17 protein-coding genes, 1 pseudogene and 1 riboswitch are annotated in these 17,708 nt (G+C 59.5%); of the genes and pseudogenes, 11 read left to right on the top strand and 7 right to left on the bottom strand.

Translation table 11 applies throughout. The features are described 5' to 3' along the window. The first annotated feature begins 38 nt into the window (after positions 1 to 38). Positions 39 to 767: a dienelactone hydrolase family protein gene (locus ACWR1S_RS21735; protein ID WP_454564927.1), complete on the top strand. Its 729-nt coding sequence runs from the start codon at positions 39 to 41 to the stop codon at positions 765 to 767. 84 nt (positions 768 to 851) lie between these two features. Here ACWR1S_RS21735 and ACWR1S_RS21730 read toward each other — a convergent pair whose 3' ends face one another. Continuing rightward, the gene (locus ACWR1S_RS21730; protein ID WP_454564926.1) at positions 852 to 1,724 is read right to left on the bottom strand and encodes a pirin family protein; all 873 of its coding nucleotides are present in this window, start codon (positions 1,722 to 1,724) and stop codon (positions 852 to 854) included. A 61-nt stretch (positions 1,725 to 1,785) separates the two neighbouring features. Continuing rightward, complete coding sequence (locus ACWR1S_RS21725) at positions 1,786 to 2,202, bottom strand: OsmC family protein (RefSeq protein ID WP_454564925.1); 417 nt, start codon at positions 2,200 to 2,202, stop codon at positions 1,786 to 1,788. A 128-nt stretch (positions 2,203 to 2,330) separates the two neighbouring features. On the opposite strand from ACWR1S_RS21725, the gene ACWR1S_RS21720 reads away from it, so the two are divergent. The 3 genes and pseudogenes from ACWR1S_RS21720 (at position 2,331) to ACWR1S_RS21710 (ending at position 5,142) form a co-directional block, all read left to right on the top strand. Then, positions 2,331 to 3,386, top strand: a complete 1,056-nt coding sequence (locus ACWR1S_RS21720; protein ID WP_454564924.1) for an amidohydrolase family protein — start codon at positions 2,331 to 2,333, stop codon at positions 3,384 to 3,386. A 130-nt stretch (positions 3,387 to 3,516) separates the two neighbouring features. Continuing rightward, positions 3,517 to 4,044 (top strand): annotated as a pseudogene (locus tag ACWR1S_RS21715) (MCP four helix bundle domain-containing protein); the annotation flags it as partial. A 54-nt stretch (positions 4,045 to 4,098) separates the two neighbouring features. Then, the gene (locus tag ACWR1S_RS21710; RefSeq protein WP_454564935.1) at positions 4,099 to 5,142 is read left to right on the top strand and encodes a methyl-accepting chemotaxis protein; all 1,044 of its coding nucleotides are present in this window, start codon (positions 4,099 to 4,101) and stop codon (positions 5,140 to 5,142) included. 530 nt (positions 5,143 to 5,672) lie between these two features. Here ACWR1S_RS21710 and ACWR1S_RS21705 read toward each other — a convergent pair. The 3 genes from ACWR1S_RS21705 to purM are packed head-to-tail and all read right to left on the bottom strand — an operon-like array spanning position 5,673 to position 8,103. After that, positions 5,673 to 6,386, bottom strand: coding sequence for a DUF3108 domain-containing protein (locus ACWR1S_RS21705; RefSeq protein ID WP_454564923.1), 714 nt, complete (start codon positions 6,384 to 6,386; stop codon positions 5,673 to 5,675). An 8-nt stretch (positions 6,387 to 6,394) separates the two neighbouring features. Then, on the bottom strand, positions 6,395 to 7,045 hold the full coding sequence (gene purN / locus ACWR1S_RS21700) for a phosphoribosylglycinamide formyltransferase (RefSeq protein WP_454564922.1): 651 nt from the start codon (positions 7,043 to 7,045) through the stop codon (positions 6,395 to 6,397). After that, positions 7,045 to 8,103 carry a phosphoribosylformylglycinamidine cyclo-ligase gene (gene purM, locus ACWR1S_RS21695; RefSeq protein ID WP_008082936.1) on the bottom strand — a complete coding sequence of 353 codons (1,059 nt, stop codon included), beginning with the start codon at positions 8,101 to 8,103 and terminating at the stop codon, positions 7,045 to 7,047. Before purM ends, purN begins: the two co-directional genes overlap by 1 nt. 373 nt (positions 8,104 to 8,476) lie before the next feature. Here purM and ACWR1S_RS21690 point away from each other — a divergent pair, with 373 nt between their 5' ends. The 5 genes from ACWR1S_RS21690 to ACWR1S_RS21670 all read left to right on the top strand — a co-directional run bounded on the left by ACWR1S_RS21690 (position 8,477) and on the right by ACWR1S_RS21670 (position 13,149). Then, positions 8,477 to 9,529: a DUF2066 domain-containing protein gene (locus ACWR1S_RS21690; RefSeq protein ID WP_454564921.1), complete on the top strand. Its 1,053-nt coding sequence runs from the start codon at positions 8,477 to 8,479 to the stop codon at positions 9,527 to 9,529. A gap of 34 nt (positions 9,530 to 9,563) precedes the next feature. Then, the gene (locus tag ACWR1S_RS21685) at positions 9,564 to 10,637 is read left to right on the top strand and encodes an AI-2E family transporter (protein ID WP_454564920.1); all 1,074 of its coding nucleotides are present in this window, start codon (positions 9,564 to 9,566) and stop codon (positions 10,635 to 10,637) included. 206 nt (positions 10,638 to 10,843) lie between these two features. Next, positions 10,844 to 11,548, top strand: coding sequence for a DnaA regulatory inactivator Hda (gene hda, locus ACWR1S_RS21680; RefSeq protein ID WP_007919828.1), 705 nt, complete (start codon positions 10,844 to 10,846; stop codon positions 11,546 to 11,548). A 226-nt stretch (positions 11,549 to 11,774) separates the two neighbouring features. Continuing rightward, complete coding sequence (locus tag ACWR1S_RS21675; RefSeq protein WP_007919826.1) at positions 11,775 to 12,392, top strand: C40 family peptidase; 618 nt, start codon at positions 11,775 to 11,777, stop codon at positions 12,390 to 12,392. A gap of 220 nt (positions 12,393 to 12,612) precedes the next feature. Continuing rightward, positions 12,613 to 13,149 carry a C40 family peptidase gene (locus tag ACWR1S_RS21670; RefSeq protein ID WP_077571722.1) on the top strand — a complete coding sequence of 179 codons (537 nt, stop codon included), beginning with the start codon at positions 12,613 to 12,615 and terminating at the stop codon, positions 13,147 to 13,149. A gap of 132 nt (positions 13,150 to 13,281) precedes the next feature. On the opposite strand, the gene ACWR1S_RS21665 is transcribed toward ACWR1S_RS21670, so the two are convergent. Both ACWR1S_RS21665 and ACWR1S_RS21660 read right to left on the bottom strand, forming a co-directional pair. Then, positions 13,282 to 14,595, bottom strand: coding sequence for a PQQ-dependent sugar dehydrogenase (locus tag ACWR1S_RS21665; protein WP_454564919.1), 1,314 nt, complete (start codon positions 14,593 to 14,595; stop codon positions 13,282 to 13,284). A gap of 66 nt (positions 14,596 to 14,661) precedes the next feature. After that, entirely contained in the window at positions 14,662 to 15,246 is a 585-nt protein-coding gene (locus ACWR1S_RS21660; RefSeq protein ID WP_077571724.1) for a hypothetical protein, read from the bottom strand. Positions 15,247 to 15,409: 163 nt separating this feature from the next. Beyond that, positions 15,410 to 15,640, top strand: a riboswitch (cobalamin riboswitch). Between the two features lie 81 nt (positions 15,641 to 15,721). Between ACWR1S_RS21660 and cobO the strand changes: the two genes are divergently transcribed. Together cobO and ACWR1S_RS21650 are read left to right on the top strand one after the other, a co-directional pair. Beyond that, entirely contained in the window at positions 15,722 to 16,333 is a 612-nt protein-coding gene (gene cobO, locus ACWR1S_RS21655) for a cob(I)yrinic acid a,c-diamide adenosyltransferase (RefSeq protein WP_003223053.1), read from the top strand. Further along, entirely contained in the window at positions 16,330 to 17,679 is a 1,350-nt protein-coding gene (locus ACWR1S_RS21650; protein WP_454564918.1) for a cobyrinate a,c-diamide synthase, read from the top strand. The genes cobO and ACWR1S_RS21650 overlap by 4 nt, the downstream gene beginning before the upstream one ends. Positions 17,680 to 17,708 lie beyond the last annotated feature (29 nt).

The following is a 17,708-nucleotide window of genomic DNA, read 5'->3' as shown; positions in this document are numbered from 1 at the left end:
TTTTTTCATTCTGGTGTTTAGCAAATCAGGAGTCAGAAATGAGCGAAGTCACTGTACGTTCCGTGGTCTACCAGATCGACGGCCAGCCTTTTGAAGGGCGTCTGGCGTTCGAGGCCGAGCACAAAGGCGCGCGTCCGGGTTTGTTGATGGCGCCGAACTGGATGGGCGTCAGCGCCGCTGCAGAAGAAATCGCCAAATCGGTCGCGGCCAAGGGCTACGTGGTGTTGATTGCGGATGTCTACGGTCAGGCGGTGCGTCCGCAAAACGCTGATCAGGCGGGCGCGGCGATGATGCCGTTGAAGAATGATCGTGCTCTGTTGCGTACGCGTATGCAGGCGGCGTTCGAGCAACTGCAGAAGCAAGGCGAAGCGGCGGTTGATACATCGAAACTGGCGGTGTTCGGTTTCTGCTTCGGCGGTTGCTGTGCGCTGGACCTCGCTCGCACCGGTGCGCCGGTGAAGGCGGCGGTGTCGTTCCATGGCACGCTGGATTCGCCGAATCCCGCGGATGCGCAGAACATCAAGGGCTCGGTGTTGGTAATGCACGGCGCTTCCGATCCGTTGGTGCCGAAAGAGCAGTTGCCGGCGTTTCAAGACGAGATGAATGCGGCGAAAGTGGATTGGCAGTTGTTCAGCTATGGCGGCGCGGTGCACTCGTTTACCGATCCGCATGCGAATGTGCCGGGCAAGATGATGTACGACGCGAAGACCGCCAAGCGCGCGTTCAAGTCGATGCATGATTTGCTGGATGAAGTGTTCAAGGGCTGATTTTTCAAGATCAAAAGATCGCAGCCTGCGGCAGTTCCTACACGCGATCAATGTAGGAGCTGCCGCAGGCTGCGATCTTTTGCTTTACCGGCCCGCCGGCAATTCAATCCGCTCAACTTCCCCCGGCACCGTCGGCCAATCCCCGGCCGCCCATTTACGCCGTGCCTCATCAATCGCCGCCGGATCGCTCGCGACAAAATTCCAGTTGATCCGCCGAGGTCCATCCAGTGGTGCGCCGCCAAACACCACCGCGTGCACATCGCTGTCGGCAAACAGGCTCATCTCTTCCCCGGCCGGCAACACCACCAGCGCATGTGGCTCAATCGCTTGGCCATTCAATTGCGCATCCCCACTCAAGACATACACTGCCCGCTCTTCGTGCTCGGTCGGAATCAGCAGGGTGGTCGCCGTTTGCATCTTCACTTCGGCATACAACGTAGGAGAAAGCACCGGTACTGGCGATTCCAGGCAAAAGCCTGACCCGGCAATCATCCGAATCTGCACGCCAAGGTTATCGCTGATCGGCAACGTCTCCGCCGGGTGATGGCTGTAATGCCCCGGACCCTGCTCGTGATCCTTGGGCGAGGCCAGCCAGATCTGCAAACCGTGCATCGTGAAGCTCTTGTCCCACAACGGCTCCGGCGTGCGCTCAACGTGCGCAATCGCGCTGCCAGCGGTCATCCAGCTGACATCGCCAGCGACAACAACCTGATCCGAGCCAAGACTGTCCTTGTGCTGGATCTGTCCTTCAAACAAGTACGTGAGCGTCGACAGACCGATGTGCGGGTGCTGTCGGATATTCATGCCTTTGCCCGTCGGATAAACCGTCTCAAGCATGTGATCAAAAAACACGAAAGGCCCGACGCTGCGGCATTTGGCTGACGGCAACGGGCGCAGAATCGGCTGGCCTTCGACGTCTTCGGCGCGCGGGCGGATGATCAGAGGTTGCATGTCCATGGTGCATTCCAGGCTGAGCGGGTGATGCCAGAAGCATAACCCGCCGCTGGCATCAGGAGGGTTACTGGCTATCGAAGCCTTGTGGGGCGTGGGTTTCGATCGTCACTTCGCTGGTGGTCATCAGCTTGTGGATCGGGCAGCGATCGGCGACCCGCAGCAGTTCTTCGCGCTGGGCGTCAGTGAGTACGCCTTTGAGGGTGAGGGTGACGTGCAGGACGTATTTGCCTTTCTGCTCTTCGCTGTTGTCGCGTTTGACGTCGACACCGACGCCGGTCAGCGGGATGTCTTTCTTCTTCGCGTACATTTTCAGGGTCAGTGCCTTGCAGGCGCCGAGGGCGGCATCGAAGTAGTCGTGCGGCTCCGGTGCCGAGCCTTCGCCACCGGCGGCTTGCGGTACGTCGGCAAACAGTTCGTGGTCATCAATCTGTACGGTGTGACGAAAACCTTCAGCGGAGACGGTATTGACGGTAACGGTCATGGGAACCTCACAGGCAGTAGGAAAAGTCGTTCGATCAAAAAAGACCTTGCAGTTATAGAGCATTCCCACCGGTGCGCGTTCCACTTTCCTGCGGGATGAACCCTTGTCGTCAGGGCGGGGTCTAGGCTATGCCTACTTGCCGGAGATTACTTGTGTCCCTGTATCGTTTGAGTCTTGCCTGCCTTCTGCTGCTCGCCGGCAACGTCAGCGCCCGCGAATACACCTACAGCGATGCGCACCTGCATTACGTGGATTTTTTCCAGGAAAGCGCAGGCATGGCGAAATTGCTGACGGCGATGAAGGAGAGTTCCGTCGAGCATGTGATGATTTCCGGGATTCCCGTTGCGAAGAAATGGCACGAAGACGAGCCCAAGCGTCCGCGTTATTACGCCGGGGATGACGCCGATGCCTATTGGTATAGCGCAACCGATGTGATCGTCGCTGATGCCGTGCAAAAGCTGAGCGCCGAGCAGCGCCCGTACTTTCATCCGTTCCTCTCGGGCTTCAATCCCAACGACAAGAACTCCGCCGCCCTTATCCAGCGCATGCTCGATCTGTATCCGGGGCTGTGGCAGGGCATCGGTGAGGTGTTCACCCGCCATGACGACCTGACAGCGCTGACCTCTGGCGACACGCCACGCGCCAACAACGAAGCGATGACCAAGATCTATCATTTGGCCGCCGAGAACGATTTGCCGGTGATGCTGCATTCCAATATCACCTCCAAGCGTGAGAAGAATCCGCTGTACTTGAAGGAAATCGAGGAGCCGCTGCGCAATCACCCGCACACACGGTTTATCTGGGCGCACGCGGGCACCAGCGCAGAAATCCATCGGCATCAGACGCAGTTGCCGTTCTTGCTGCCAACCTTGACGCGCATGCTGGAGGCTTACCCCAATCTGTTTATTGATTTGTCGTGGAGCATGCTCACGCCGTATCTGCTGGATGAGCAGGGCACGCCGCGTCCTGAGTGGCTGGCGCTGGTGGAAAAATACCCGGAACGCTTCATCTTGGGTTCCGACGTGGTAGGACGTTTCAATAAGCTCGGTCAGGAAATGCACAGCTTTAAGCCGTTCCTTGATGCGCTGCCGGAGACCATTGCGCAGAAGGTCGCAAAAGATAACTTCCTGGCGATCTTGCCGCGAACGGTGCTCAAGTCCGGCAAAAGCACGCTGAATCGTTAATGCCGACGGTTCGAAGGATAAAGGCCTTTTGATATCGCCTTTTCGTCTTACGCATTTTTCCGCCGGGCCGATACCTTCTAAAGCAACCAGCTGCAGGGTTGATGCAGCGCTTTTGGAAGGAACCAGAGCAATGAGTATCCGTAGTCTCAATATTGCCCCGCGTGCCAGCCTCGGTTTTGGCCTGCTGGCACTGATGGTGTTTGCCCTCGGGGCGTTCGCTTTGCTGCAAATGTCGAACATGCGCGCGCAGTCCGACGAGGTTGATAACAATTGGCTGCCCAGCGTGATGGCCGTCGGCGAGATGAGTCAGGACATGTTGCGCCTGCGCGCGCTGACCATGCGCCTGTTGCTCAATCGTGATCCGCAGGCGCTGGAGCAGAATGTCGCCAAACTCAATGAGCTGCGCGGGGTGCTGAGTGAGGCTCAGCAGCGTTACGACGTGCTGATCGTACTGCCTGAAGAGCGCAAACCGTTTGATCGCTTCAAAGTTGCCGAGCACCAGTATCTGGAGTTACAGGCGCAGGTCATGCAGTTGTCTGCGCAAAATCGCGTGGAAGAGGCTGCGACCATCCTCAACGGCCAGATGAGTCCGCTGGCCGACGAAATCGCGGTGCTGCTGCGCGAACTGGTCGAGCTGAATAAACACAACGCCAATCTCGCCACTGAAGCGGCGCGACTGGTGTTTATCAATTCGCGGGTGTGGGTCGGGGTGATGATCGGCGTGACCGCGCTGATTACCATCGGCCTGGCCCTGCTGTTGACCCGCAGCATCGTGCTGCCGCTGGCGCAGTCGTTGGGTGTCGCCGAAGTGGTCGCCCGTGGCGATCTGACGGGTGATATCAGCATCAGTGGCAAGGACGAACCGGCGCGCCTGTTACAGGCGCTCAAGAGTATGCAGCACAACCTGCGCGACACGATCCGGCAAATCTCCGAGTCCTCCAGTCAATTGGCCTCGGCATCGGAAGAGCTGAGTTGCGTCACGGAAGACGCTACGCGCGGTTTGCACCAGCAGAGCCTGGAAATCGAACAAGCAGCCACGGCGGTCAATCAGATGACGGCGGCGGTGGAGGAGGTGGCCAGTAATGCGGTGGCAACCTCAGAAGCGTCGCGGGAATCCGATCGTATTGCCCAGCATGGCCGTGAACAGGTGCATCAAACGGTGTTGTCCATTGAATCGCTTGCCGATGATGTGACGGCCAATGCGAGTCAGGTGGAAGATCTGGCGCAAAAGGTCTACAGCATCAGCAAAGTGCTGGAGGTGATTCGTTCGATTGCCGAGCAGACCAATTTGCTGGCGCTTAATGCTGCGATTGAAGCCGCGCGTGCTGGCGATGCCGGGCGCGGGTTTGCGGTAGTGGCGGATGAGGTGCGCGCATTGGCGCACCGCACGCAGCAGTCGACTCAGGAAATCGAGCAGATGATTGGCGGCATTCAGCAGGGCACCGATTCGGCGGTCAGTTCGATGCAGCAAAGCAATGTGCGCGCGCGTTCGACGCTGGAGCTGGCCAAGGCGGCCGGGACTGCGCTTGAAGAGATCGCTTCGGCGTTCACGCTGATCAACGAGCGTAATCTGGTCATCGCCAGTGCTTCGGAGGAGCAGGCGGCAGTGGCGCGCGAGGTGGATCGCAATCTGATGAACATTCGTGATCTGGCGATGCAGACCTCGGCGGGGGCCAATCAGACCAGTGCGGCGAGTCAGGAGTTGTCGCGGTTGGCGGTGGATTTGAACAGCATGGTGGCCAAATTCTCGGTTTGAGTTTTGCCTTCAAAAGCCCCTCACCCTAGCCCTCTCCCGGAGGGAGAGGGGACTGACCGTGGGAGATTGGCGAGTTGCACCGACTTGATCTTGCTTTGGTGAATCCATAATCGACTCGATTTTTAGGTCGATGTATGGCGCCAGACATCTCGGTCGGCTCCTTCTCCCATTGGGAAAGGGGACTGACCGTGGGAGATTGGCGAGTTACACCGACCTGATCTTGCTTTGGGGAATCCATAATCGACTCGATTTTTAGGTCGATGTATGGCGCCAGACATCTCGGTCGGCTCCTTCTCCCATTGGGAAAGGGGACTGACCGTGGGAGATTGGCGAGTTACACCGACCTGATCTTGCTTTGGGGAATCCATAATCGACTCGACTTTTCAGGTCGATGCATAACGCCAGACATCTCGGTCGGCTCCCTCTCCCTCGGGAGAGGGCTGGGGTAAGGGGCGAGTCAGGCACGAGTATCCAGTTCAGCAGGCAAAAAAAGCCCCGCATTTCGCGGGGCTCTTTGTTCTTGCGGCGGATCAGTTGCCTTTAACGGTTTTGCCGTTGACCGTGCCGTCCTGGAGCATGATGTTGTACTCCTTGCCGTCGGTTTCAACCTGTTGCAGGCGAACCAGCAGGTAATCCCAATCCTTGGCGAACCAGAGGACGGTGATGCGCTTGCTTTGTGTCGGGTCGCGCACGCGTTCGACCTTGATCGCATCGATCTTGCCAGCCTTGGTCTCGACTTTTTCCGAGCCCAGTACGCGGAAGTCATAGGTATCGACTTCGCCGTCATCGACCACTTGATAGCTCATGGTCTTCTTGCCGGCGGCCACATCGTGTTGCAGCGCCAGTTGGTAGGTGGACTTGTCGACCATGCCGCGGTTCAGCGGGATCTTCACCGCGTCGCCACGGTCGGTGCCGGTGACCATTTTGCTGTTCCAGTCGAAATCCAGATCAGCCTTTTTCGCTTTGCCCAGACCGCCACGTTCAAAGTGATAGGACTGTGGCAGCAGGGTGTCCTTGTCCAGGGTCAGGGTGCTTTCTTCCGTCAGGCTGGCGATCATCATCGAGGCCTTGAAGCTGAGCTTCCAGACGCCGTTGGCTTCCTTGACCAGACTGCGCTCGGCGGTGCCGCTCATGGGCAGCTGCTTCCAGTCGGCGGTGTAGCTGGCGGAGAACGGTTGAAGGTCTGCAGCCTGCGCGAAGGGCAGGGCGAGCAGAGCGCAAGCGAAGAGCAGGGCGCGACGCATAATATCTCCTAGTGTCGAATCAAGTGGCCGCTGGCCGCGAGTAACTGGCCATCCAGTAAAGCACCGTGTTCACCGAGTGCCAGTCTGCCTTCGGCAAACCAGCGAACAGCCATCGGATAGATCAGGTGTTCCTGAACGTGGACTCGCTGCGCAAGACTCTGCGGCGTGTCGTGCAACTCTACCGGTAATACTGCCTGTACGACCAGTGGTCCGCCATCGAGTTCCTCGGTGACGAAGTGCACGGAGCAGCCGTGTTCCGTGTCGCCGGCCTCCAGCGCGCGCTGATGAGTGTGTAACCCTTTGTATTTGGGCAGCAGCGACGGGTGGATGTTGAGCAGGCGACCCTGGTAGTGGCGAACGAAATCAGCGCTGAGAATGCGCATGAAACCGGCCAGTACCACGAGTTTCGGTTGGAATTCGTCGATCAGTTCGATCAGAGCAGCATCGAAGGCCTCGCGACCTTCGAATGCCTTGTGATCCAGCGAGCGGGTAGCGATACCCGCGTCACTGGCGCGTTGCAGGCCGTAGGCGTCGGCGCGATTGGAAATCACTGCAGCGATGCGGACCGGGTTGTCGCCGGCCCGCGTGCTGTCGATCAGAGCCTGCAAGTTACTGCCGGTGCCGGACAACAGCACCACGACATCACAGGTTGCGGACATTAATGAGCCTTAAGGTTCTGCAGATCAACCTGAGCAGCGCCTTCGGCAGCGGCAGCGATCTGACCGATGACCCAAGGCTGTTCGCCGGCGTCACGCAGGGTGTTCAGCGCAACCTCAACGTGCTCCTGAGCTACGCAGATAACCATGCCGACGCCGCAGTTCAGCACGCGGTGCATTTCGGTCTCGTCAACGTTGCCCTTCTCTTGCAGCCAGTCGAACACGGCAGGGCGAGTCCAGCTAGCCACGTCAACCACGGCCTGAGCGCCTTTTGGCAGAACGCGCGGGATGTTGTCGAGCAGGCCGCCACCGGTGATGTGGGCCATGGCTTTGACGGCGCCGGTGTCTTTGATCAGCTTGAGCAGCGGCTTCACGTAGATGCGGGTCGGGGCCATCAGCAGGTCGGTCAGTGGTTTGCCGTCGAGCTGGATGTTTTCGATGTCGGCACCGGAGACTTCGATGATCTTGCGGATCAGCGAGTAGCCGTTCGAGTGCGGGCCGGACGATGGCAGCGCGATCAAGGCGTCACCGGTGGCGACTTTCGAGCCGTCGATGATTTCAGCTTTTTCCACAACGCCGACGCAGAAGCCGGCCAGGTCGTAGTCTTCGCCTTCGTACATGCCTGGCATTTCAGCGGTTTCGCCACCAACCAGCGAGCAACCCGACAGTTCGCAGCCAGCGCCGATGCCGGTCACGACCTGGGTCGCGGTCTCAACATTCAGTTTGCCGGTGGCGTAGTAGTCGAGGAAGAACAGCGGCTCGGCGCCGCACACCACGAGGTCGTTCACGCACATGGCAACCAGGTCGATACCGATGCTGTCGTGCTTGTTCAGGTTCAGCGCCAGACGCAGCTTGGTGCCGACGCCGTCGGTGCCGGACACCAGCACGGGCTGCTTGTAGCCGGCCGGGATTTCGCAGAGGGCGCCGAAACCGCCCAGGCCGCCCATGACTTCCGGGCGCGCAGTGCGCTTGGCGACGCTCTTGATGCGTTCGACCAATGCTTCACCGGCGTCGATGTCTACACCGGCGTCCTTGTAGCTCAGGGAGGGTTGCTTGCTCATGATCCAGGCCTTTAGGGGAGGGGATTCAGGGGTAACGACCGAGTTCAGCGGGAACTTCGAAATCGAGGGGGCGATGGCCTCACGCGAGTTTCGAGGTGCCCGGCTGTTGCCGGTCTGCGAAGGCGCGCGATTTTATCAGGCTTGAGGGGCAGCGGCCATCCTCGCACCGACGGGCAGGGCCATATCTCGGGAAATTTTTTGCAATTAAGGCCTGCGGGTGCCTGTATAAGGTGTGGCGATTAACCGTCTATCGTTATCACTGTGCAAAAACTTACCGCTGCCGTGTGAATGTTTTGCGATGGCAGATTGTCACAGCCTTGCTTAACCGGTTCACGCGGCCTGTTCCAGCCGCTCCTGTCGACGGGAATTCTCCATGCGTTTTTGTAAATTGTTGTTTGTGGGTTGTTTGTCTCTGATCAGCCTGGCGAGTCACGCCGAAAATCTCAAAGGCCTTTATCAAGTGCGTGAGCCGGTCAATGGCCAGGCGCCGGAAGAGCGTGATCGCGCCACGCAGGCGGCGCTCGATACGCTGGTGTTGCGTCTGACGGGCGACCCTAAAGCGCCACAAAATCCGGGGTTGGCGGCGATTCGCAAAGATCCGCAGCAAATTATCAGTCAGTTCGGTTTTGACGCCGGGCCGCCGGAGGTGCTGAAGGTCGATTTCGATCCGGCGACCACCGAGCAGGCGTTGCGGCGTGCCGGGTTGTCGGTGTGGGGCGCCAGTCGCCCGTCGATCCTGAGTTGGTGGCTCAACGATTCGGCCGAGGGTTCGAGTCTGGTCGGTGACGGTCAGGCCGCTGCCGCGCCGTTGCGTGCGGCAGCGCAACATCGCGGCTTGCCGCTACGTTTGCCGCTGGCGGACCTGAGCGAACAACTGGTCGCCACGGCGCCAGCGTTGGAGGGTACGGATCCGGCACCTTTGCGCGGCGCCTCCGAACGCTACAACGCTGACGCTTTGCTGGCGGTGCATGCCCGTGAAGAGGGCGGGCAGTGGCAGGCCAAGTGGCATTTGTGGCTGGGCGATCAGAAAGAGGCGGGCAGTGTGCAGGGCGCCGATCAGGCTGCGGTCGCTGACGCGGTGATGCTGGCGGTGGCCGAGCGACTGGCGCCACGGTTTGTTGCCAAACCGGGCACTTCGGGGCAACAGACTCTGGAGGTGCAGGGCATGACCCTTGAGCACTATGCGACGTTATTGCGGTTGCTCGAGCCGTTTGGGGGACGTCTGCAAAGTGTTGATGGCGATCGTATCGTCTATCGGGTCAATGGCAGTGCCGATCAGATGCGGGCGCAGTTGTCGCTGGCGAAGTTGCAGGAGTTGCCGGCCGAGGCGCCGGCTCAGGTGGCGGCGCCACAGCCTGCAGTTGCAGGTGCAGCACCGGTCGCGGCTCCGGCCCCGGCAGCACCGTCGTTGCGGTTTCGCTGGTAAGTCTTTCCTTATATAGAAGAAACAGGAGTGGTACATGGCCGATACGCGGCGTTGGTTCTGGCTCGGTGGGGTAGTCCTGCTTTGCGCATTTGTATGGTTGCTGCACCCGATCCTTACGCCGTTTCTGGTGGCGCTGTTGTTGGCTTATCTGTTCGATCCGCTGGTGGATCGCCTGGAACGGCTCGGTTTGTCGCGAACCTGGGGCGTGATCGCGGTATTTGCCTTGTTTACCCTGATTGTCACCGCGCTGTTGCTGGTGTTGGTGCCGATGCTCGCCAAGCAGTTGCTGCGCTTGTACGAGCTGGCGCCGCAAATGCTCGACTGGCTGCAACACACGGCGCTGCCGTGGGCCCAGGCGAAGCTGGGGCTTTCGGACGGTTTCTGGAAATTCGACAAGGTCAAGGCGGCGATCAGCGAGCACATGGGCCAGACCACCGACATCGTCAGTGTGGTGCTGAGTCAGGCGACCGCGTCGAGTCTGGCGTTGATTGGGTGGCTGGCGAATCTGGTGCTGATCCCGGTGGTGAGTTTCTATCTGCTGCGCGACTGGGACGTGATGATGGCCAAGATCCGCAGCCTGCTGCCGCGTGATCGTGAAGAGACCATCGTATCGCTGGCCGGTGAATGTCATGAGGTATTGGGCGCGTTCGTTCGCGGTCAGTTGCTGGTCATGGTGGCGCTGGGCGTGATCTACGCAGCGGGCCTGATGATTGTCGGGCTGGAGTTGGGGCTGTTGATCGGTCTGATCGCGGGCCTGGCGGCGATCGTGCCGTACATGGGCTTCGTGATTGGTATTGGCGCGGCGCTGATTGCCGGGCTGTTCCAGTTTGGCGGCGATCTGTATCCGATGGTCGGGATCGTTGCGGTGTTCATGGTCGGTCAGGCGCTGGAAGGCATGGTGCTGACGCCATTGCTGGTCGGCGACCGTATCGGCCTGCATCCGGTAGCGGTGATCTTTGCGATTCTGGCCGGCGGCGAGCTGTTCGGTTTCACTGGTGTGCTGCTGGCGTTGCCAGTGGCGGCGGTGATCATGGTGTTGGTGCGCCATGTGCACGATTTGTACAAGGATTCCGACATCTATAGTGGTGTGGACGATCCAGAGCTGTAATGGCGCAGGGCGGCCCGGCGAATCGCCGGGTTGGCCCGTGTCCTGCAGCCGCTGGCGCCAAAGAATCTGTCATAAAACCAGTGCGTTAACGCAAACCTTTGATTTTGCTTGGACTCTGTCGCATTGTGCGCTCAGCTTCACGGGTATAAACTTCGCAAACTTTACACAGAGGCCACTAACGGTTCCTTGAGAACTGTTCAGTCAGCATGAAACCGATTCAGCTGCCCCTAGGTGTGCGTCTGCGTGACGACGCCACCTTCATCAACTACTACCCAGGCGCCAATGCCGCTGCACTCGGCTATGTCGAGCGTCTATGCGAAGCCGACGCCGGCTGGACAGAAAGCCTGATCTACCTGTGGGGCAAACACGGCGTAGGGCGTACGCATCTGTTGCAGGCGGCGTGTCTGCGATTCGAGCAGATGGGCGAGCCGGCGGTGTACCTGCCGTTGGCCGAGTTGATGGATCGCGGTGTCGAAATCCTCGATAACCTTGAACAGTACGAACTGGTTTGCCTGGATGATTTGCAGGTGATCGCCGGCAAGGCTGACTGGGAAGAGGCGATGTTTCATCTTTTCAACCGTCTGCGTGACAGCGGTCGGCGCTTGCTGATTGCCGCGTCCACTTCTCCGCGTGAATTGCCGGTCAAACTGGCTGACTTGAAGTCTCGCCTGACCCTGGCGCTGATTTTCCAGATGCGCCCACTTTCCGATGAAGACAAATTGCGCGCCTTGCAGTTGCGCGCATCGCGTCGCGGTCTGCACCTGACCGATGAAGTCGGCCATTTTATTTTGACTCGCGGCACTCGCAGCATGAGTGCGCTGTTTGACTTGCTTGAACAGCTCGATCAGGCCTCGTTGCAGGCTCAGCGCAAGCTGACCATTCCCTTCCTGAAAGAAACCCTGGGCTGGTAGCTATCCCTTTGATTCTGCGGCTTTCAGCGTGTTTCGGCATATTTCAGGCGCCAGAAAATCCGCTTTCCTGCACGGTGTGCAGGCCGCGTATCGGTTCAAATGGGCTTAAGCGCTTAGATGTAAACGAGAAACCGGGAAGTCACAAAAAGATCGATTGAATTTGCAAATGAGGCTGATAGCGGGCATAGTCTCGGCTTCTTTACAACTATCAGCCACGGTCGTGCCCATGCTAAAGCGCTTCGCACCCCTCGTGCCTCTCGCACTCGTCACCCTGTTGTACGGTTGCGCTGCTCATTCTCCAGTCCAAGAGCAGCCTCAACAGGTTAAAAATTCTGCCACGGCTCAGTCTTCCGTTATTTACCAGGAAGAGTTGGACACCGAAAAAGAACTCAACGAATTCAATGGCAAGAAGCCTTATCAGCTTCCTGTTCTGGCCGACAGCATCCTTGAACGCGGCATGTCCCTGATCGGTACCCGTTACCGTTTCGGCGGTACCTCTGAAGCCGGTTTCGATTGCAGCGGTTTCATCGGCTACCTGTTCCGCGAAGAAGCTGGCATGAACCTGCCACGCTCCACGCGCGAAATGATCAACGTCGATGCGCCTCTGGTGTCGCGCAGTAACCTTGAGCCGGGCGATCTGCTGTTCTTCGCCACCAACGGTCGTCGCGGTCGTGTCAGTCACGCCGGGATCTACCTCGGTGACAACCAGTTCATCCACTCCAGCAGTCGTCGCAGCGGCGGTGTTCGCATCGACAGCCTGGGTGACAGCTACTGGAGCAAGACTTTCATCGAAGCGAAACGCGCACTGGCGAACGCTCCGACAGTCGTCACGGCTCGTAAGTAATTCCCCTGTTGTCGCTGCGTTCGCGGCGACAATCAGGCTTCCGGCAACGGAGTAGACCTAGACTTTACAAGGTGAAGTTAAAGTCTTACTTGAAGTTTGCCGCGTAGCCGCTAGAATCCTTTATCTAGTTTGATGGCAAACCGCCTGCGTGCTCACGCAGGCGGTTTTGTTTTCTGCCCTCCGGCAGAAAAAGCCGCAGCCAGATCAGGATGTTCTGCTTATGACGATGTCGGCCCGCCTCACATTGATGCTCTGCGTAGCGCTGCTCAGCGCCTGCGCCAGTCGTACACCGCCACCTGCGCCGGTGGTTCGCGCGCCGGTCGTGTTCGGCCCCTCCCAAGCTTTTTCACCTGCTGCTGAAGACGTGCTGTTTCGCGCGCTTGGCTTGGTGGGCACGCCTTATCGCTGGGGCGGCAACACGCCGGATTCAGGCTTTGATTGCAGCGGGCTGATCGGTTTTGTCTACCGTGATGCGGCGGGCATCTCTTTGCCGCGTTCGACGCGTGAGCTGATCGTCATGCAGGCACCGAATGTCGGCAAGGAAGGCTTGCAGACTGGTGACCTGATTTTCTTCGCCACCAATGGCGGCTCGCAGGTCAGTCATGCGGGGATTTACGTCGGAGAGGGGCGCTTTGTGCATGCGCCGGCCACGGGTGGTACGGTCAAGCTCGACAGCCTGTCGAAGGCGTATTGGCAGAAAGCTTATCTGAGTGCCAAGCGGGTGTTGCAGCCGGAGCATCTGGCGCATAACCCGTAGTAAAGACAACGCAAAACCCATGTGGGAGCGAGCTTGCTCGCGAAGGCGGTGTGTCATTCAATTCAATATTGACTGACCCGACGCTTTCGCGAGCAAGCTCGCTCCCACATTTGTTATGTGTCAGGCGGCAAGTTATTTGGCAGAAGACACTCGCCACACCTTGTTGCCAACATCGTCCGCCACCAGCAGACCACCTTGCTGATCGATCACCACGCCCACCGGGCGGCCCAATGCATTCTCGTCCTTGTCGAGGAAACCGGTCAGTACATCCACCGGTTTGCCGCTCGGCTTGCCACCGGTAAACGGCACGAAAATCACTTTGTAGCCACTGTGCGGTTTGCGGTTCCACGAGCCGTGCTGGCCAATGAATGCGCCTTCCTTGAACTGCGCCGGCAGGGTGTTGCCCTCGGCAAAGCTCAGGCCCAGCGAGGCGGTGTGCGGCCCGACCGCGTAATCCGGGGCGATGGCTTTGGCCACCAGGTCCGGGTTTTGCGGCGACACGCGGACATCGACATGCTGACCGTAGTAACTGAACGGCCAGCCATAGAAGCCACCGTCCTTCACCGAGGTGATGTAGTCCGGCACCAGATCACTGCCGATCTCGTCGCGCTCATTCACCGCTGTCCACAGCGCGCCACTTTTCGGCTCCCAGGCCAGGCCATTGGGGTTGCGGATGCCCGAGGCGAAGATCCGGTGATTACCGGTCGCCCGATCGACTTCCCAGATCGCCGCGCGGCCTTCTTCCTTATCCAGACCATTTTCGCCGACGTTGCTGTTCGAGCCGACGGTGACATAGAGCTTGCTGCCGTCCTTGCTGGCAATAACGTTTTTCGTCCAGTGATGATTCAGCGTACCGCCGGGCAAATCGACAACCTTGATTGGCTGTGACTTGATCTCGGTCGCGCCGGATTCGTAGTTAAAGCGCAGCAGGCGGTCGGTGTCAGCGACGTAAAGATCATTGCCGACCAGGGTCATGCCGAACGGCGAATTGAGGTTCTGCAGGAACACCGTGCGTGTTTCCGCGAAGCCATCATGATCGGCGTCACGCAGCAAGGTGATGCGGTTCGGACTCGGCACGCCCGCGCCAGCCTTGCCCATGACTTTCTTCATCACCCAGCCACGAATGCCACTGCTGTCATCAGGCTTCGGCGGGGCATTGGTTTCCGCCACGAGCACATCGCCGTTGGGCAACACATAGAGCCAGCGCGGATGATCGAGACCTTCGGCAAATGCTGCGACTTGGGTACCGGCGGCGGCTGTCGGTTTAGTGCCCGCGGGCCAGCCGATCGCCGGGGCGATGTTCACCGTCGGGATCAGGGTCTTGTTCGGTTCGGGCAGCTTCGGTGACGGGCCGGTGCCGTCGGAGACTTGCAGGCTGGAGGTTTCACCGCAGGCGGCGAGTCCTCCGGCGAAGGCGATGACAAAAACGAGCTGGGGCTTGCGCATTGCTGATCTTCCCTATGAATGCATTCTTAATCATAGAGGAGGGCGCAAGCCCGATGGTTCAACTGCTCAGCCGCGGGCTTCCTTGAACAGCACGGCGATGCCCGGGTGATAGTTGCCGGCTTCGCTGCGCAACTTGCGATAGGCGTAGGGGAAATACCAGGCGACCGCGCAGGTGTGTTCCTTTTGCAGGTCGTCGACCATGTCCTGCAGCTCCTCGGGGCTGGCGCTGTGCTGGGCTTTTTGCGGCGCGACGAACAGGCAGCCGAGCTTGAGGTCGCTGGCATAGCTGATGCGCTTGGCGTCGTTGGTGATATCCAGCAGGGCTTGGGTCAGATTCAGGTTGGTAACCTTCGGCCAGCGCTGAGTGGCCTGGATAAAGGCGCGGTCTTCGGCGCCGGCCAGAAACAGATCGGCGCGAGCGTTGCGCTCGCCTTCTTCGTTCTGTTTGCGCGTGGCAGTGTCGTTCAACGTGACCAGTTCGGCCATCCACGCCGCCGCCGAGAGCAATCCGAGATTGGCTTTCTCGTCATGCCAATAAGGTGTGTCGCTGTCGCCGCGCACGGCGTTGTAACGGTCGATACAGTCAAACCAGCGTTCAAGCACCGGGCGCAGAAATTCCAGGCGCGGGTTGCTGATGATCATGCCTTGCATCGTCATCATCCTTTATTGTTGTGGTGGGCTTTTCGAGAAAAGCATGGCTCTTTGATATCATTTGTATCAGTGTGGCACAAGATTGGCGGCAGATAATTGATCGGCGGCAGTTATTCGCCCGATGGCCGCCTCTTTAATTGACGCTCCACCCCCAACCCTCTAACCTTCGCGGCTTGTTTCAGGTGCTCTGTGACCCGCGTCGACAGAGTGAAACAGGGAAGCCGGTGAGGGTTGTCTTCGCACGAAGAGCCACCACGATCCCGGCGCTGCCCCCGCAACGGTAAATGAGTAAAAGCTGCGCCTTGAGCCACTGCCTCGACAGAAGCGGGAAGGCGCGCAGTCAGGCGAAACGCCGCTCATGAGCCCGGAGACCGGCCTGATCCATCCAGCGGCATCACGGTGGGCGATGCCAGGCTTTTTGCCGTCTATTCTTGTGCCTGCCCGCCGTTATCCAGCCTCAACGGAGAGCTCCCCCATGACTGATTCCCCCGAGCGCGACGAACGCCATCTGGCCCGTATGCAGCGCAAAAAAGCCGTGATCGACGAACGCATCGCCAACTCGCCTGACGAGTGCGGCCTGGTGCTGGTGCTGACCGGCAACGGCAAAGGCAAAAGCAGCTCGGCGTTCGGTATGCTCGCCCGTGCCATGGGCCACGGCATGCAGTGCGGCGTGGTGCAGTTCATCAAGGGCCGCAACAGCACCGGCGAAGAGTTGTTTTTCCGCCGCTTCCCTGAGCAGGTGCGCTTCCATGTGATGGGCGAAGGCTTCACTTGGGAAACCCAGGACCGTCAGCGCGATATCGCCGCCGCCGAGGCCGCATGGGCCGTGTCCCGCGAACTGCTGCGCGATCCGTCGATCGGTCTGGTGGTGCTCGACGAATTGAACATCGCCCTCAAGCACGGTTATCTCGATCTCGATCAGGTGCTCAGCGATCTGCAGGCGCGTCCGCCGATGCAGCATGTGATCGTCACCGGTCGTGCAGCCAAGCCGGAAATGATCGAAATGGGCGACACGGTCACTGAAATGGGCATGCTCAAACACGCCTTCCAGGCCGGCATCAAAGCGCAGAAAGGCGTCGAACTTTGAATCAACCACGTCACTGCCCGGCGGTCCTCATCGCCGCGCCGGCCTCCGGTCAGGGCAAGACCACCGTCACCGCCGCACTCGCCCGTTTGCATCGCAATCAGGGACGCAAGGTGCGCGTGTTCAAATGCGGCCCGGACTTTCTCGACCCGATGATCCTCGAGCGCGCCAGCGGTGCGCCGGTGTATCAACTGGACATGTGGATGATCGGCGAGCAGGAAAGTCGGCGTCTGTTGTGGGAAGCCGCCGCCGAGGCCGATCTGATTCTGATCGAAGGCGTGATGGGCCTGTTTGACGGCACGCCGTCCAGTGCCGATCTGGCGCGGCATTTTGGTGTGCCGGTACTCGGAGTGATCGACGGCACGGCGATGGCGCAGACCTTTGGTGCGTTGGCGCTGGGCTTGGCGAAGTATCAGCCGGATCTGCCGTTTGCCGGCGTGTTGGCCAATCGTGTCGGCACCTTGCGCCATGCGCAATTGCTGGAAGGCAGCCTCACGGAAGGTCTGCGCTGGTACGGCGCGTTATCGCGAGAGACTGGCATCGAACTGCCGAGCCGTCACCTCGGCCTGGTGCAGGCCAGCGAACTGAATGACCTGGATGTGCGTCTCGACGCCGCTGCCGACGCACTGGCCAGCAGTTGCGAGGTAGCGCTGCCACCAGCGGTTGAGTTCGCCGCGCCTGACGTCATCGCTGTCGAGCCGCTGCTGAAGGATGTGCGCATTGCCGTTGCGCGTGATGAGGCGTTTGCATTCACCTATGGCGCGAGTCTCGATCTGCTGCGGGCGATGGGCGCCGAGTTGAGTTTCTTCTCGCCGATTCGCGATACGCAATTGCCGGAGGCAGATAGCTTGTATTTGCCCGGTGGTTATCCGGAACTGCATCACGTTGCGTTGTCGCAAAACACCGCGATGCTCGATGCGATTCGCGCGCACCATGCGGCAGGTAAACCGTTGCTCGCTGAGTGTGGCGGGATGCTGTATCTGCTCGACTCGCTGACTGACGTTGAAGGTACTCGCGCTGAGTTGGTCGGGCTGCTTAAGGGCGACGCAGTGATGCAGAAGCGTCTGGCGGCACTGGCGCTGCAAGCGGTGGATCTGCCGGAAGGTTCGTTGCGTGGTCACACTTATCACCATTCCCTGACGACGACTGAGTTGACGCCGATTGCCCGTGGTTTGAGCCCGAATGGTGGGCGTGGCGCCGAGGCGGTTTATCGGGAAGGGCGGATGACGGCTTCTTATGTGCACTTCTATTTCCCGTCGAATCCGACTGCGATTGCCGCATTGTTTGCGCCAGACCGTGAGGCCGCCTTCGCGAGCAAGCTCGCTCCCACAGGGGATCGCGTTTCTTGAGCAAGCACCCCGTCCAATGTGGGAGCGAG

The organism is Pseudomonas sp. AIG (assembly GCF_977020205.1).
This window is presented reverse-complemented; position numbering and strand designations above follow the sequence as displayed.

Bases quoted from the DNA above. Each gene is read 5' to 3' on its own strand.
- ACWR1S_RS21735 (WP_454564927.1), top strand. From the start codon at position 39: ATGAGCGAAGTCACTGTACGTTCCGTGGTCTACCAGATCGACGGCCAG.
- ACWR1S_RS21670 (WP_077571722.1), top strand. From the start codon at position 12,613: ATGACGATGTCGGCCCGCCTCACATTGATGCTCTGCGTAGCGCTGCTC.
- ACWR1S_RS21660 (WP_077571724.1), bottom strand. From the start codon at position 15,246: ATGCAAGGCATGATCATCAGCAACCCGCGCCTGGAATTTCTGCGCCCG.
- ACWR1S_RS21730 (WP_454564926.1), bottom strand. From the start codon at position 1,724: ATGGACATGCAACCTCTGATCATCCGCCCGCGCGCCGAAGACGTCGAA.
- ACWR1S_RS21665 (WP_454564919.1), bottom strand. From the start codon at position 14,595: ATGCGCAAGCCCCAGCTCGTTTTTGTCATCGCCTTCGCCGGAGGACTC.
- ACWR1S_RS21720 (WP_454564924.1), top strand. From the start codon at position 2,331: ATGCCTACTTGCCGGAGATTACTTGTGTCCCTGTATCGTTTGAGTCTT.
- ACWR1S_RS21685 (WP_454564920.1), top strand. From the start codon at position 9,564: ATGGCCGATACGCGGCGTTGGTTCTGGCTCGGTGGGGTAGTCCTGCTT.
- cobO (WP_003223053.1), top strand. From the start codon at position 15,722: ATGACTGATTCCCCCGAGCGCGACGAACGCCATCTGGCCCGTATGCAG.
- purN (WP_454564922.1), bottom strand. From the start codon at position 7,045: ATGTCCGCAACCTGTGATGTCGTGGTGCTGTTGTCCGGCACCGGCAGT.
- ACWR1S_RS21690 (WP_454564921.1), top strand. From the start codon at position 8,477: ATGCGTTTTTGTAAATTGTTGTTTGTGGGTTGTTTGTCTCTGATCAGC.
- ACWR1S_RS21710 (WP_454564935.1), top strand. From the start codon at position 4,099: ATGATCGGCGTGACCGCGCTGATTACCATCGGCCTGGCCCTGCTGTTG.
- ACWR1S_RS21725 (WP_454564925.1), bottom strand. From the start codon at position 2,202: ATGACCGTTACCGTCAATACCGTCTCCGCTGAAGGTTTTCGTCACACC.
- ACWR1S_RS21705 (WP_454564923.1), bottom strand. From the start codon at position 6,386: ATGCGTCGCGCCCTGCTCTTCGCTTGCGCTCTGCTCGCCCTGCCCTTC.
- purM (WP_008082936.1), bottom strand. From the start codon at position 8,103: ATGAGCAAGCAACCCTCCCTGAGCTACAAGGACGCCGGTGTAGACATC.
- ACWR1S_RS21675 (WP_007919826.1), top strand. From the start codon at position 11,775: ATGCTAAAGCGCTTCGCACCCCTCGTGCCTCTCGCACTCGTCACCCTG.
- hda (WP_007919828.1), top strand. From the start codon at position 10,844: ATGAAACCGATTCAGCTGCCCCTAGGTGTGCGTCTGCGTGACGACGCC.